The 15,396-nt window shown below is 38.5% G+C and carries 15 protein-coding genes; 12 read left to right on the top strand and 3 right to left on the bottom strand.

All coding sequences use genetic code 11. The features are described 5' to 3' along the window. Nucleotides 1–51: 51 nt before the first annotated feature. Entirely contained in the window at nt 52–735 is a 684-nt protein-coding gene (locus AACZ73_RS11055; RefSeq protein WP_339877807.1) for an ABC transporter ATP-binding protein, read from the top strand. Further along, the gene (locus tag AACZ73_RS11050) at nt 713–2,062 is read left to right on the top strand and encodes a TolC family protein (protein WP_339877805.1); all 1,350 of its coding nucleotides are present in this window, start codon (nt 713–715) and stop codon (nt 2,060–2,062) included. The genes AACZ73_RS11055 and AACZ73_RS11050 overlap by 23 nt, the downstream gene beginning before the upstream one ends. Nucleotides 2,063–2,252: 190 nt before the next feature. Here AACZ73_RS11050 and AACZ73_RS11045 read toward each other — a convergent pair whose 3' ends face one another. Continuing rightward, complete coding sequence (locus AACZ73_RS11045) at nt 2,253–3,101, bottom strand: OmpA family protein (RefSeq protein ID WP_339877804.1); 849 nt, start codon at nt 3,099–3,101, stop codon at nt 2,253–2,255. 219 nt (nt 3,102–3,320) lie between these two features. Next, entirely contained in the window at nt 3,321–3,905 is a 585-nt protein-coding gene (locus tag AACZ73_RS11040) for a DUF4136 domain-containing protein (RefSeq protein ID WP_339877803.1), read from the bottom strand. Between the two features lie 222 nt (nt 3,906–4,127). Here AACZ73_RS11040 and AACZ73_RS11035 point away from each other — a divergent pair, with 222 nt between their 5' ends. The 6 genes from AACZ73_RS11035 (at nt 4,128) to AACZ73_RS11010 (ending at nt 10,361) form a co-directional block, all read left to right on the top strand. Then, a complete protein-coding gene (locus AACZ73_RS11035) occupies nt 4,128–4,712 on the top strand; it encodes a uracil-DNA glycosylase family protein (RefSeq protein WP_339877801.1) in 585 nt (194 codons plus the stop codon). A gap of 113 nt (nt 4,713–4,825) precedes the next feature. After that, the gene (locus tag AACZ73_RS11030) at nt 4,826–5,980 is read left to right on the top strand and encodes a hypothetical protein (RefSeq protein ID WP_339877799.1); all 1,155 of its coding nucleotides are present in this window, start codon (nt 4,826–4,828) and stop codon (nt 5,978–5,980) included. Nucleotides 5,981–5,987: 7 nt separating this feature from the next. Then, nucleotides 5,988–6,653 carry a hypothetical protein gene (locus tag AACZ73_RS11025; protein WP_339877797.1) on the top strand — a complete coding sequence of 222 codons (666 nt, stop codon included), beginning with the start codon at nt 5,988–5,990 and terminating at the stop codon, nt 6,651–6,653. 11 nt (nt 6,654–6,664) lie between these two features. Beyond that, nucleotides 6,665–7,144: a hypothetical protein gene (locus AACZ73_RS11020; protein WP_339877796.1), complete on the top strand. Its 480-nt coding sequence runs from the start codon at nt 6,665–6,667 to the stop codon at nt 7,142–7,144. Nucleotides 7,145–7,221: 77 nt separating this feature from the next. Then, nucleotides 7,222–8,379 (top strand): hypothetical protein, encoded by a 1,158-nt coding sequence (locus AACZ73_RS11015; RefSeq protein ID WP_339877795.1) that lies wholly within the window; start codon nt 7,222–7,224, stop codon nt 8,377–8,379. 344 nt (nt 8,380–8,723) lie between these two features. Beyond that, complete coding sequence (locus tag AACZ73_RS11010; RefSeq protein ID WP_339877794.1) at nt 8,724–10,361, top strand: FAD-dependent oxidoreductase; 1,638 nt, start codon at nt 8,724–8,726, stop codon at nt 10,359–10,361. Between the two features lie 2 nt (nt 10,362–10,363). Here AACZ73_RS11010 and AACZ73_RS11005 read toward each other — a convergent pair whose 3' ends face one another. Continuing rightward, nucleotides 10,364–12,172, bottom strand: a complete 1,809-nt coding sequence (locus AACZ73_RS11005) for a hypothetical protein (protein WP_339877793.1) — start codon at nt 12,170–12,172, stop codon at nt 10,364–10,366. Nucleotides 12,173–12,382: 210 nt separating this feature from the next. Between AACZ73_RS11005 and AACZ73_RS11000 the strand changes: the two genes are divergently transcribed. From AACZ73_RS11000 to AACZ73_RS10985, 4 genes are all read left to right on the top strand, one after another. Continuing rightward, nucleotides 12,383–12,646 (top strand): hypothetical protein, encoded by a 264-nt coding sequence (locus tag AACZ73_RS11000; RefSeq protein ID WP_339877792.1) that lies wholly within the window; start codon nt 12,383–12,385, stop codon nt 12,644–12,646. A 55-nt stretch (nt 12,647–12,701) separates the two neighbouring features. Beyond that, complete coding sequence (locus AACZ73_RS10995; RefSeq protein WP_339877791.1) at nt 12,702–13,250, top strand: RNA polymerase sigma factor; 549 nt, start codon at nt 12,702–12,704, stop codon at nt 13,248–13,250. Beyond that, complete coding sequence (locus AACZ73_RS10990) at nt 13,237–14,646, top strand: outer membrane beta-barrel protein (protein WP_339877790.1); 1,410 nt, start codon at nt 13,237–13,239, stop codon at nt 14,644–14,646. Before AACZ73_RS10995 ends, AACZ73_RS10990 begins: the two co-directional genes overlap by 14 nt. Nucleotides 14,647–14,928: 282 nt before the next feature. Beyond that, entirely contained in the window at nt 14,929–15,312 is a 384-nt protein-coding gene (locus AACZ73_RS10985; protein ID WP_339877788.1) for a VOC family protein, read from the top strand. Nucleotides 15,313–15,396 lie beyond the last annotated feature (84 nt).

The following is a 15,396-nucleotide window of genomic DNA, read 5'->3' as shown; positions in this document are numbered from 1 at the left end:
TGAGGAATAGGCGATTTTCCTATTTTCCAACATGAAATATTTCAATTAAAAATGATACAACTTAAGAATTTAGACAAGTTTATAGAATCGCGTTTTCAGCGGATTTTTTTACTCAAAGGAATTACCCTTACCATTAACGAAGGGGAGTTTGTCACCATCATGGGACCTAGTGGTGCGGGTAAATCAACGCTTCTGAATATCCTGGGATTGTTGGATGAAGACTATGAAGGAGAATATTGGTTTGGTGATAGGAATCTGGCTAAAATGAAAGAGCGTGAGCGCTCAGCGCTACACAAAAGTGAGTTTGGATACATATTTCAAGCTTATCATCTAATTGATGAATTGACAGTCTATGAAAACATAGAAACTCCGCTTCTTTACAGAGGGGTCTCTTCAAACGAACGAAAAAGTATCATTGCCAATCTTCTTGACCGCTTCAATATGGTTGCGAAAAAAGATCTTTTTCCTGCCCAACTTTCCGGAGGTCAGCAGCAGTTAGTAGGTATTGCAAGAGCAGTGGCTGGCAAGCCCCGCGTGTTACTAGCTGATGAGCCTACGGGGAATCTGCATTCTGGTCAAGCGAAAGAAATTATGGAAGTATTTCAGGAATTGCACCGGGAAGGAACTACGATTATTCAGGCCACACATGCCAGAGAAAATGCAGATTATGGCACTCGATTGATCGATATGCTAGATGGTAAAATAGAAAAAGATGAAGCGATTGTTCATGTATAAAAAGTATATAACGCTACTTGTTGTAGCTATCATTGGAGGAGGGGCCCAGGCTCAGGATACGCTGAAGATCAACTTCCGTCAAGCAGTGGATTTGGCATTGGCCGCTAATGTTGACTATCAGACCCAGTCGAATAATATGGAGGTTTTGAAGCTACAAAAGCAGTCCTCCCTTCTTTCGCATTTGCCAAATGCGAATATCAGTAGTTCGTTTTCCCAGCAGTCGGGGCAGCAATTTCAGCAAATTGAAGGGGAGATTGTGGTGACGAATGTCAAGAATGAAGTGGTGAACGCAGGCTTGAATATGAATATGCCGATTTTCAATTCTGGCAGACGAATTTTGGATACGCAATCTTCAAAGTTAGCTTATGAAGCTGGAGAAAAAGGGTTGGATAGAGCTTCACAGCAGGTGATGTTTGATGTTGCCAGAATGTATTTGCAGGTACTTTTGGATGAGGAGTTGATAGCCATATCCAAGGAGAATCTGGAAAACCAAAAGGAAACATTGCGTCAAATAGATGGCTTTGTAGATGCAGGATTGCGAACACTTTCGGATAAATACAATCAGCAATCAGAAGTTGCCCGATTGGAATCCGTGTTGGTTGATGCAGAGTTGCAATACCAAAATGACGTTTGGGATTTATCTGAGTATTTGCAATTGGAACCCGGAGTAGTACCTGTTCTGGAATCTGTCAATCCTAGAACCGAAGGGCTGGGGTATGAAGGTATGGATATGCAGGAATTATATGATATAGCTCGGGCCAATCGGGCAGATGGAGCACAGCAGGAACTTTTGGTGATGTCCTTTAAAAAGGATATGCAGGCAGTTAAAGCGATGTACTATCCAAGAATTGGAGCATTCTATAATTACAATACTTTCTTTACTTCCTTGGATGAGCGAAATCTTCGTGATCAGCTATTGAAAGTTTACCCTCAAAACACATTAGGGCTTAGTCTTAATATTCCAATCTTTAATAATTTTCAAAACAGACTTGATGTTAGCAGAAGCAGGGTAGCATATAAAAACCAGATATTGCAAAAGGAGTCTATAGATAGAAAAATTTATCAGGATGTGAAGCTTGCATACCTAAACTATTTGGCGGCCGTAAAAAAAGAGGGAAATACCGGAGTTCAGGTATTGGCAGCTGTGGAGGCTCAAAATGCAATTTCAGAGCGTTTTCGCCTCGGCATTTCCAATTTCGTCGACTTGGCAACTGCCAACCAACAATTGGTAAGCGCTCAAGCTGATCAAGCTCAAGCTATTTATACCTTGTTTTTTCAGGAAGTATTGATGCAACATGCATTAGGTACATTAGAGGTATTGGAGTAGATCTTACATCAAAGAATGATGTCATAAAAAATTAAGATCTAAAGAAGATACTGTCTCGGGAGCAACAAGAAAGCATTTTGCAACTCGCATAAAAATTCTTTGTGCTACTGGCGCGTGAGTAATTAAAAAAAAAGCAAGCTCTAAAGCTTGCTTTTCGGTTTTGGTGGTTAAAGTAGTTTTTGTTTTAATATTAAAGCATCGCAAAGAACATATCCAAGTCTGGAATTAATACGATTCTTGTTCTTCTATTGATGGCCATGTTTTCTGGAGAGTTATTTTCCACAATTGGCATATAACTCGCTCTTCCCGCAGCAATCATTTTTTCTGGAGCCACATTATAGCTTTCCTGAAGTTTTCTAACAATACTTGTTGCTCTCTTCACAGATAGATCCCAGTTATCTTCTACCACTCCAGTAGAAATTGTTCTTGGATCTGTATGTCCTTCAATCATCACTTGTAAGCTTGGCTCCGCATTGATAACCTCCGCAAGTTTAGCTAAAAGTGGATCAGCCTTTGAATTGATTCTGTAGCTACCCGTATTGAATAACAACTTGTCAGATACTGAAATCATCACAACAGTTTGGTCAATGCTGATATTTACGTCATCTTCCTCACCATCTACTGTAGTTTCAGTAATATTCTTTTTTAGGTTGTATTCCACTGCGAGATTAACCGAATCCTCCAGAGTTTGCGCTTGAGCTAATTTAGCTTGATCTACATTGGCTAAAGTTTGCTTCATTTTCTCTTTGGAGTTTTTGGACATCATAGTAGCTCCTTCTAAGCTATACATGCCTTCGTTTTGCATGGTTAATGCATCATTGGTATCACGTAGCGAATTGATTCTGCTATTATACTCCGCAACTCTGTTTTCAATGATTTGCATTTTCTCTTCCAACTCAGCTTTTTCCTGCTCAGTTGTGGCTAGTTCGGTTTGGGTTCTAAAAAGATTGCCTTCTAATTCGGTGTATTTTTTTTTAGAAACACATGACACCATCACTGTGGCGCTCAAAAGTCCTGTAACAATTAGTGATTTTTTCATAGTTGATTTCTTTGTATTTCAAATTACTATTTCAAAGCAATTGCCACTAAGTAAAAAACCATAGTGTAATGCCTTAAAAGCAGCTGAAATGCTCTTTTTAAGTGAATAAAGCTATATTGTTACAAAAAAAAATGTCCCGCATTTACTACGGGACAACTTCAAAAAACTGTGGAATGACTACACAGAATGATCATTAGCTTACTCAGAGGCAATCTATTTTTATTCTAATTTATTGTTCAAAACTTTGAATTCATTCATAACTCTATAGGCAGCCCTTGTAATGTCAGATTGGAAGTTAGGATCACTAGAATTGAAATTTGCAGCAGTATACCCCTGCCAAATAGTATTGCCTCTTTTGCTGTCGATTACATAGATTACCAACATGCCTTGATTTTGACTGTATCTTACGTGATTATAAGTTTCATCTTTTTCTTGTTCCTTGTCTAATTCTCCATCCTCTTTTTCAGGTACATTGCTCACTCGTTGTAAGTAATAATCAAATTCAGGTTGCACATACCCTCTATATCGAATTGAATCCATGAAAATTTTGTAGCTAACCAATAAGTCTGGCTTAGTTTCTTGTTCTCTAAAACCTTGTGAACCCAGCCTAGCACCTATTGTTGCACTTAAAACCGGGGTTATCATACTCGTATCTTTTTCGGTAGGTACTACAAATGCAAAAGTCTTATACTTCTTAAAAGAGGCTTGATAATTATAGTCGTAGTCAGTTACATAATCTTTGGATGAAAAGCATCCTACACAAATAAAAATAAGTAGGGCAAAGAGGAAGTAAGTATTTTTCATGGCATTATGGAGGATTGGTTGAAAGATGTTTTACCACATACGAGCTATTGCGGTCAGATGGATTTAACTTTAATTAACAGGTGTTTGTTATAGATTAATTATTTGTAGTTCAGGTCAGTAGCCTATTAATTTACTATAAAATCAGTATAAAAATCAATTTCTGGATATTTTCCTTCTTTTTTCCGTTCAGGAAGTGTAGCAAACTGATGTAAATGTTGATTGATGGATAGATTTAACTCTTTAATAACTGAGGCTCAATCGTGTAGACTTTGTGAAGAATGTTTGCCACTTGGGCCTAGGCCAGTTTTTTCCATTCATCCTAAAAGTAAGGTTCTGATTATTGGTCAAGCCCCTGGAACGAAAGTTCATGCGACGGGTATTCCATGGAATGATCTAAGTGGTGAGGAGCTCAGGAGATGGATGGGAGTGGATCGGGAGCTTTTCTATAATCCGGAAATTTTCGGGATTATGCCGATGGGTTTTTGCTATCCGGGGAGAGGGAAAGGTGGAGATATGCCACCAAGGCCAGAATGTGCTCCAACTTGGCATGAAAGGATGAGAGCCGAAATGCCGCAGGTTCAGCTGACCCTTTTAATTGGGCAATATGCACAGAAATATTATTTAGGGTCAATGCGAAAAAATACGCTTACTCAGAGAGTAATGGCTTATGAGAAATATCTACCTGATTTTTTTCCGTTAGTCCATCCATCTCCGCGAAACCGCATGTGGCAACGAAGAAATCCATGGTTTGAAACTAAAGTAGTACCTGAGCTGCAAGAGAGGGTACATGAAATCATTACTGGGTAGAAATAGTTAAAAAATCTTATTTAGTTGGTGGTTGCTGACAGATTTAGTTTTTTAGAAATGAATAAGTAAATCATATACTTGGCTTACTACTTTTCTACGCTTAACTATTTCCTATGAAAATTATTTTCTCCCGATTAGTGCTTGTTTTATTACTGTTTAGCTTTTTTTCCTGCGACCAAAAATCAGATCGTAGCATCTCTGAGAAATCTTTTTCTCTGGAAATCATAGATTCTATGCAGGTTGATTACTTAGGTGAAATGATGTTGCTTGATTACGATCCTAAAGCTGATAAATATCTGCTTGCTACCGATGCTTATTATGAATACCTCGAAGTAAATGCTGAAGGAAAAATCCTTAACCATAATAAGTTTAGCCAAGATGGGGTAGATGCAGTGGAGCAAGCATTAGGCCTTGGTTATTACAATGGTGATGTGACCGTGTTCAATCCGCCAAACGGTTATTATAGGTTTCAGGATTCTTCCAAGATTGGTGAAATCACTATTCCATATTCATATCAGGTGTTTATGATGTATCCAAAACTGGGTGTGTTTGAGTCCGGAAATAAGATCTATTATCCTAAACCTTGGCCTGAGACACTGGCTATAAATATGGGAGAAGGTGAATTTTATCAAGAATTGTATCGACTTCCTATAATTGAGTCTCAGGATAAAACCACAGGAGATACACTTGGGGTCCTAAGATTACCCGAGACCTCTGATTTGCTAGGTGACCAGGTTCATGGCTTTCCTATTCCAGTTTACACTTTAGATCAGGATAAGCTACTGATGAGTATGTGGTTTGAGCCAAGATTTTATGTTTATAATAAAAAGGGAGATCAGTTTGAATATGATAGGACGGTGGAAGTGGATATTCCGGATTGGGTGCCATATACTCCAGTTCCTGTAGATAAAGCCGAGCAGTTTTTTGTGGAAAATGGGAAAAAGCGAACTGGTATATTGACAAATATTTTGATTTCTGGTGACTATTATATCGCTGTTTACAATAAGGGTCTTACCGAAGAGGAAATGAATGAACTTGGCCCACCTACCAAAGATGGTTTGGCTGCCCGTAAAAGGAATCCAAACTACGCCGCCATTTTTGATAAAGACTTTAATCAATTGGCAACCAATGTTCCTTTTCCAATAAGTAGTAATGATCCAAATGTAGTTAATAAGGATGGTGAGCTTGTTGTCTCTAAAATCGCGGGAATGTCCGAGACAGAAGATGATGGGATTGTACTTTACAAGTTGAGATTGAAAGTTGAATAGTTACGATATGAGATTATTCTTTGGTCAAATTATAGGTTCAATCTTGACGCTTAGTGTTTGTTCCTGTGGTGAAAAAAAGCAGGCAGATAATACTTCAAGCACCTTCTCTTTTCAACTAACCGATTCTATTCAGGTGGATTATTTGGGAGATATGCGTTTGATCGATTATGATGAGCAACAAGATAAATATCTGATTTTGGATAACGCCAATAGAATTTATTTAGAGGTGTCAGGCTCTGGAGAAATCGTCAACAAAAATGAATTAAGCTCAGACGGGCTGAATGCTGTTTCTTATGTTTCAGGACTAGGTTACCTCGATAGTAAAGTAGCAGTATTGACTCCCACAGATGGATATTACTTGTTTCAGAATACCACTAAAGTGGATGAAATAGCTATTCCTTACCCTTATCGAACTGTGGTTTTTTATGATAAACTTGGGATTTTTTCAGAAGGAGATAGGATCTATTTTCAAAAACCTTGGCCTTCGTCTATGGATATGTCTATGAACAATTGGGGATTCTATGAGGCATTGTACGAGTTGCCAATTATAGAATCCTTGGATACAACTAAGGCAGATACTATGGCTGCATTGAGACTTCCGGAGAGTTCGGCATTTTTGGACGGGCGGGTAGATGGAATAGTTTACCTAGTTATTCCAAGTTTGATGATGTGATATTACTAACTATGAAATTTCGTCCGGAGATTTATGTCTATCAAAAAAATGGCGTTGGCTACGAGTACCTCAAAACTATTGAAGTGGATATTCCGGATTGGGTGAGTTATGACCCTGTCGAAAAAGATAATTCTGCCCAATTTTATAATGGAATGTTATCCAAGCAAGTTGGAGTAGTTTCGGATATATTGAAGGTTGATGATTTTTTTGTGGTGATTTACTCCAAAGGAATTCCAGAGGAAAAAATGCCAATTGATGTAAATGATTCCAATACGCGTGCTCTTAGCAGAAGGAAAGCAAATCCATTTTACGCAGCCATACTTGATCAGGATTTTAAACAACTAGCTACTGATATTCAATTTCCCGCTTCGAGTAATTTTCCAAATGTGGTTAACAAGGATGGCGAGCTGGTGGTGTCTAAAATCGCGGGAATGTCCGAGACAGAAGATGATGGGATTGTACTATACAAGTTGAGATTGGAAGTTGAATAGCGACTTTCTGAAGTTATTTCAAAATGATTACATTGGTTTTTAGTTGATATGTATTAAAAGTATTTCTATTCTTTTAAATGAAGTTTTTTAAAAATCATGTGGCAATTGGCTTTTTAGCTTTCATCTTGTTCTCCTGTGGAGGTAATACCGAGGAAGTGAATAAACCTATCAATTTCTCTTTTGAAATAACAGACTCGCTTCAGGTAGATTTTCTGGGGGAAATGATGCTAATGGGGTATGATAGCAAAGAAGATAAATATTTGCTTGCCACAGATGAATTTTATGAATACTTAGAAGTTAATGATTCCGGAGAAATAGTAAGTCAAAATGAATTGACTCCTGATGGCATTGATGCGGTCGCATCTGTTCTTGGGTTTGGGTATTTTGAAGGGGATGTAACTGTTTTATCTGAAAGGGGAAAGTACATGCGGTTTCAGGGTGCCAAAAAAGTAGGGGAGATAACTTTTCCGTATGCAATTCAACCTTATACTTTTTATCCCAAGTTGGGTGTGTTTAATTATGAAGGAAAAATATATTATCCTAAGCCGATGTCTAGCTCTTCTAATTTGTCCCCAGGAGAAGGTGAGTTTTACCAAGCACTTTATAGATCTCCGGTTCTAGAAGGACAAAATCTCGCTACAAGAGATACTATTAATACAGTTACACTCCCGGCAACTTCCTCTATACTAGATGGTCAAATGCATGGTATGCTATTTCCTATTTATACTCAGACACAAGATTTGTTGTTGTTAAGTAATTGGATCGAGCCAAAAATCTATGTCTATAGAAATGGAGATGATGGATTTGAATATGAGAAAACTGTGGATATTTCTATTCCTGACTGGGTTACTTATATTCCAAGTTCTTCTGAGGACCCAGGAGAATTCTATCAGCAGAATAGCAACCAAAAGGCTGGGAATTTTGTAGAGATTCTTGTTTCAAAGGATTATTACATTGCTGTCTATACAAAAGGAATTCCTGAAGGGAAAGCTCCTGAGCGAACCGCTGATGGAAGTGCCTATCGACTGGCCGTTCAAAAATTAGATCCTTATTATGCTGCGATTTTCGATAAAGAGTTTAATCAATTAGCATCAGATATCCCATTCCCTTCTTCAAGTAATCGTCCGATGTTGGTGAATAAAGAGGGAGAAATTGTAGTGTCTAAAATTGCGGGATTATCGGAAACCGAAGACGATGGGATTATACTTTACAAACTTACGCTGTCAGAAAATTAAGCTGTCAAAATTTGGTAAGTTTTAAAATTCACCTCTATGATCACATTTAGGAATTCAACTATTTCTTTCCATTACAAATTGAAATCTCTCTAATTCTGATAACCGATCGGTATCCCGAGAGGAAAGGAAAACGGTCTTTTCTCTAAGGATCTTAATCCGGTAAGGTTAGTATTTTGGAAGATATGAAATTGATGGATTATGATTTTACACCAAAGAAATACCTTTTGCAATAATTCAATTGACTCCAGGTATAGCATGGATTGACATAGTTTGAATTAGAACTCTTGGTGAAAATCACTTATTTTGAAAATTCAATTTCAATTTCCCAAGATAAGTCATTCACCATGAAATTTTTATCGAGCATTTTTATCCTTGGCCTATTATTTTCCAGCCAACCAAAAAGTATTTCTGATTATGAAGCTGACCTGATCATTTACGGAGGTACATCAGCTGCAATTACTGCTGCTGTTCAGGCAAAAAAAATGGGCAAATCAGTCATTGTTGTTTCTCCTGATACGCATTTGGGCGGACTATCCTCAGGGGGATTGGGGTATACTGATACAGGAAATAAGTCTGTGATTGGAGGATTGGCTCGTGAGTTCTACCACAGAGTGTATTTACATTATCAGACGGATTCGGCTTGGAAGTGGCAGAAAAAGGAAGAGTATGGAAATAAAGGACAAGGTACTCCGGCAATGGATGGTGAGAATAGAACTATGTGGATTTTTGAGCCTCATGTGGCAGAACAGGTCTTCGAAGATTTTGTTTCAGAAAATAACTTAGAAATTCACCGAAATGAATGGCTGGACAGAGCGTCTGGAGTTATCAAGAAAGATGGGCAAATCACTCAAATTAAGACTCTTTCAGGAAAAACCTATAGTGGTAAAGTATTTATTGACGCCACCTATGAAGGCGATTTGATGGCTGCTGCTGGTGTGAGCTACCATGTAGGACGGGAGTCAAATGCAACCTATGGGGAAAAATGGAATGGAGTGCAAGTTGGCGTTTATCAACATGGTCATTATTTCCAAAAGGATATTAGTCCATATAAAATACCTGAAGATCCTTCCAGTGGATTGCTGCCCGAGATATCAGCTGAACCTCCTGGAGAGAATGGAGAAGCGGATAACAAGTTGCAGGCATATACTTATAGATTGGCGATGAGCCGTCATCCTGAGAACAAAGTTCCTTTTCCAAAACCAGACAATTACGATCCAGCTCGGTATGAATTGATGGCTAGAGTATATGCGGCAGGTTGGGATGAGACTTTTCAGAAATTTGATCCGATTCCAAATCTAAAAACCGACACTAATAATCACGGACCTTTTTCTACGGATTATATAGGTAAAAACTATTCATACCCAGAAGCGAGTTATGAAGAGAGAGAAGCAATTCTCAAAGATCATGAGGACTACGAAAAGGGCTGGCTTTATTACCTCTCCACTAGTCCTGAGGTTCCAGAGAATGTTCGGGAAGAAATGGCCCATTGGGGTTTGGCCAAGGATGAGTTTACCGATAATGGTAATTGGCCACATCAAATCTATGTGCGTGAAGCACGTCGGATGATTGGTGCATATGTGATGACTGAGCATGATGTGCTTGGAGCCAAAGAAGTTCCAGAGCCAGTTGGCATGGGATCTTATTCCTTGGATTCCCATAATACCCAGCGCTTTGTGACTGCAGATGGATTTGTACAGAATGAAGGCGATATAGGCGTTCATCCTGAAAATCCTTATTCAATTTCCCTTGGTACGCTTTTACCTAAGAAGGAAGAATGCACAAATCTACTAGTGCCTGTATGTGTATCGAGTTCGCATACTGCTTTCGGCTCGATCAGAATGGAGCCTGTGTTTATGATTTTGGGGCAATCAGCAGCTGCTGCGGCAGCCTTGGCTATCGATCAGGGCATTGCAGTGCAGGAAGTGAGTTATGCTGATTTGAGAGAGATTCTAATATCTGAGAAGCAAGTTTTGGAACAATAATCTCATGCTATCAGCTCCACTTGTTGTGTAAAGGTTAAGTTTTTGATCTCTTTCTGGAGTTGACTGAACTGAGCTTTCATTTTTCCCATAAGATCTACAGAATCCAACTGAACAGAATTGATCATTTGCTGATAATAATCTATGCCTTCAATCAGGTTTTTTCTAAAGTTCTCGAAAGAAGCTTCCTTAAATACTACTTTGTCAGTGATCTTTGATTCCAATTCATTTTTCAAATAGGTCACATAAAGCTGTAGTTCTTTTACAAAAATGTGCGGCCTTTCAGGATCCACCTTCAGTGACAATTTTCCATATATATGATCAACCATTTCTTTGAGTGAGAATGTGCCTTTGAAGTAAGCTAGATTAGGCCCAGGACAAATAGTGACTGCAGTAAGATTTCTACGTGGTGTCTCTCCTGCTGCCAAAATAGCCGGAGCACTTAGCCCTTCACACAGGCAGTCTTTTGCTACCACCTTTGCTAATTCCTCTTCCTCTATTTCTCCTGCAGCAAATTGTCTTGTTTTGAGTATCTGATATTGTCTTGAAGCAGTACAAATCGGTTTTTCTGTGAACTCGGTATTGTTGGAAAGAAACCTTTTATAACATGGACTTCCAGGACGATTTTTTTCTATTCTTGAGATTCGCTGTATTTCGCCTGAAGAAGTTCGCAAATTATTGAAAGGTACTCCAAGCGGTGAGGCATGACTGAGGTAAAAGTCAGATTTTTTGGCGTTAAGCAGCCTTTCTAATGTATCATCATCGACGGAAGTCGCCTCGGGAACAAGGAGAAATGGGCTTCCCCAACCAGTGCCGTCGAGTCCATAATTTTTTCTTAAGAAACTGTCTTCATTTGCAGTTCCTATTCCACCTTGATAGCTTATTTTAAAATTGGGGCTTTCTGAAAGTTTATTCAATTGTCGGTTTTCCAGAGATTTTTGGCAAGTCTCATATAGCGTATTAAAGAGCTCGCTTCTTCTATTCTTGAATTCTTCCAAAATTGGCCCTATCAGAAATCCATCCGTAGCAAATGCATGACCGCCACAGTTCAATCCGGATTCTATTCTGAATTCTGAAATCCAAAGTCCTTTTTTGGCTAGGAATTTTCCCTGGATCAATGCTGAACGAAAATCACTTACTTTTAAAATGATTCCTTTGGGAATTTCTCCTATCTCATTTGGATAGAATTGTGAAAATTTCTCGGCATAGCCATAAAGTGCTGGATTCATCCCCGCTGAGAAAACCACTGACCCCTTTACCTTACTCTTAGCGAAACCTCTCAAAGCAGATAAAGCATCTGAATATTCCCTAGGCAATTCCTCACCTGAAGTAGAATAATTGATTTTATCGACCTTGGTCATGATGTTTACATCGATTGATCCCATAGCCATAAGTGATTTTACCTCTTCCATGAGTTTGGCTTTTTCAGATTCAGAACCGCATTGAATCTTTTGTCTCAATTCAATTAAATAGTTATCCTCAGGCAAAAGATCCAGGTACTTTTGAAACTCGGTGTTCGTTTCCCAATCTTCATTGATTAAGCGGTCATGTTGTTCATTTACAATTTCCTGAGTGAGATCTAGGTATGCGGTAATTCTTCTCGCCCTGTAATCTTCTTCGTTGGCTCCAATGGGAATGTACTCACGTACAAATTTCTTTGAATAAATTCTCCTCAATTCCTCAAGCAGATGGTCATCCATAATAGAGATTACGCTGGATATACCGTATTTTGCAACTTTAATTGGAGTGTCTACGGTATAGCCAAGTCCCATTACCGGGATGTGAAACGAGTGTGAGAGGGGCTGTAGAGTCATATTTCTATGGAGAAGTTTTCAATTGTTTGAAAAAGTAAAACTAGTCTCATCCGTCTCGCCCCTACATGCCAATCCTCACTATTGGGACTGACTTTTATCAGTTTTAACTGCAAACAGGAGCATTAGAAATTTTTTGAAGAAGATTCCAATAAATTTTCAGTGTTGCTGTAGCGAATTAAGCAAGAGCTCCGTCTTGGTAAAAAAATCAAAATGAAATTATTGCTTCGGATTTACTTGTTTCTCTTATTCATTAGCTTTTCTCTGGAAGCTGGAACAGAGAATAACTCGATTAATTCAGTATTTCCGCTGGAAGAAACTAATTTTGCAAGTAGCACAATTGTTCCCATTGATAATACCAATAAAGTTCATCCTTTAGTAGAAGGTGGGGCAGTAAATCAGCAAGAATCTAGTACGAAGCTGGACTTGGAGATTGAGAAGTGCTTAAGCGAAGTAGGAAAGATTTCAAAGAGATAAGATAGTATTCCGACACCAATGTGGAGGTCGAAACCATAGAAGTAAAAGGGTTGAATTGAATTGGACAGATGAGGAGCTGATTGAAGGTTGCAAACGACAATCAGCTAAATATGAAGAGGTGTTCTATAAAAAATACTATGGCTATGTCATGGGTATAAGTCTGTCCTACTCCAAAGATAGAGCGCTGGCAGATGAGATTACGAACGACTCTTTTATGAAGTTTTTCGGATCGATAAAGAAATTCGAAGATTTCCAATCTGTAAAGGCATGGCTTCGCCGGATCACCGTAAATACAGCGATAGACTATTTCCGCAAACAGAAGAAATTCCAGAAACAAACAGATGTATCGGAGGAAACCTCGGTTTTCCACGAAATAAATGCCCTGGAGGACTTGGCATTTGAAGATATTATAAAACTGATCAATCTATTACCGGAGGATCATAAAATGGTATTCAATCTCTATGAGATCGAAGGATATAGCCATAAAGAGATTGGCGAAAAGCTCGGCCTGACAGATAGTTCTTCCAGAGTTTATCTGGCAAGAGCAAAAGCCCAGCTCCGCAAATTAGTTTCATTACACTTGAAAGAATATGAAGGAAGATAAGCTGGATAAGGATATCGCTGCTTCCCTTAGAAAGAAGTTAGTAGAAGCCTCGGTGCCTTACGAAATGGGAGCCTGGGAAGGTTTTCAGAAAAAGCGTGCCGCTAAAAAACTTAAAAATATTACCTATTGGGTATCAGGAATCGCTGCGTCTCTACTTCTGCTGGCAGTAGGATTAACTTCTGTGGACTTTTCACAAAATGATGAGGTTGAAACTTTACAAGTTCAGATAGCGGAATCCGATAATTCTATGGACGCGGTCGAGCAAGAATTCCCGTCTACTGAATTCCCTGAACAAGATTTACTTACTGATTCTTCCGCGAATACTCAAAAGGAATCTAATTCAGACCAAAGTGTCAGAGACTCTAAATGGTTAGCAAAAACACCGGAATCCTCTAACCCACAACCAAAGTCAAATGATAAAAAAGCTAATCCTGTAGTGACTGACCCTGAAGTAAAATCGGGCAAAAATGAAGTTAAGGTCTCCCCGGATTTTCCAGTAGTCGGAAATGATAAGAAGTTGGCGCAAGGGAAGGAAAACTCCAATGTAAAACAGCCGCTACTCCCAGCCAAGCCTAAAGAAGAAGAAAATACAGCGTTAATTCAATCACCCTTAATTGCTAAAACAGAAGAGCCTACAAAATTACCTTCAGTAGTATCAGAGGATACATTGGCTTCAAACACAAATGAAAAGGCATTGAATAAAGATGTTTTTGTTGCGGAAAGTGATTTTCCAGATATACCGCAAGATAAGACTACAGTTGGGCTAGGTATGGGAGTTTCTCCGGGTTTTGGCGCTATCCAAAATGATTATCAGGTAGCTACTGCATCTACAATTGGACTTGGAATGCTCGTCGATATTAATTTGCCTGGCAAGTTTACGTTAGGCTCCGGATTAGGACTTAATTACCTCAGTCAAAATGCCAAAGAAGAAAGTACAGTGATGTCTTTTGGAAATTCTTACCCTCAGACGGAGAAACTTGAAGTGCGTCAGATGCAAGTGGAAGTTCCAGTTTTTGTTAAATATCCTTTGACCAGAAGCAACTCTGTTTCCATTCAAGCTGGTTTTTCAAATTATTACGCGCTCAATGAAACGGCAAGTCAGGAGAATACAGTAGCTAGGCAAGTTGCAGTTTATAATAGTGATGCTTTTGGTGCTTCATCGTTATCCTTGCGTCAACAAGACGTCACAGAAAGTACTTCCCTCGAATCCAAAAGTGGTAAATTCTACCCTTTTGCTACTTTGAATTTTGGTCTTAATCTGCGGGTGTTAGAGACCGAAGGTGCGAATTATGTAATTATGCCCTTTTACAATTACCAGGTAAAGCAGATCTCTGGATATGGTGATACTTATGGTTTGTTTGGAGCAAGTTTCAAGATGAATTTTGGAGGGAAGTAGTAGAATCAAATAATTCTTCGAATCTTTTTTCTTTTGAATGATAAAAAGACAGGAGGTCAAACTCTTTTTAATTGCATGCTTATTTGGATTGCAATAATTCAACAAAAGTTAAGTTTTAATTCCTAAAAAAACCTTTCTGATTTTCAGGAAGGTTTTTTGTCTTTTCAGCATCATTACTTCATGCTAGTGGATTTTAGGGATTAATTGCAATTTGAAGATTGCTAAAATCTCGTGAAATTGTAATATTTAAATTGTAACCCTCACCATTTTAATCTTTTCGCCATGCTTAAAAATTCTAAAGCTTTCAGCAGTTTCTCAGCAGCTGACCTTCCAAAATCCAAAGATTTTTATCAAGATGTACTGGGATTGGATATTGAAGAAACTGAAATGGGTATTCTTTCAATCCATCTTTCAGGAGGAGGAGAAGTAATCATCTACCTCAAACCAGATCATGTACCTGCTGCTTTTACTGTATTAAATTTTCCAGTGGAGGATATTGATCAGGCGGCGGATGAATTGATTTCAAAGGGAGTGGATTTTGAACAATATACAGGAGAAATACAAACAGATGAAAAAGGTATATGCAGGACGGGTGACGGACCTTTGATTGCATGGTTTAGAGATCCAGCAGGCAATATTTTATCTATTCTTCAAGAAGTTGAGTGATAAGCTAAATTCAAAATACCTGAGAGTGATTGTTTTACTTTTTTAATGAAGACTGAACTTTTGTAAAAGATGATACGCCATTTG

Source organism: uncultured Algoriphagus sp., from assembly GCF_963974835.1.
Classification (GTDB): Bacteria; Bacteroidota; Bacteroidia; order Cytophagales; family Cyclobacteriaceae; genus Algoriphagus.
The sequence above is the reverse complement of the archived record's forward strand: the minus strand, read 5'-3'. Positions and strand labels throughout refer to the sequence as shown.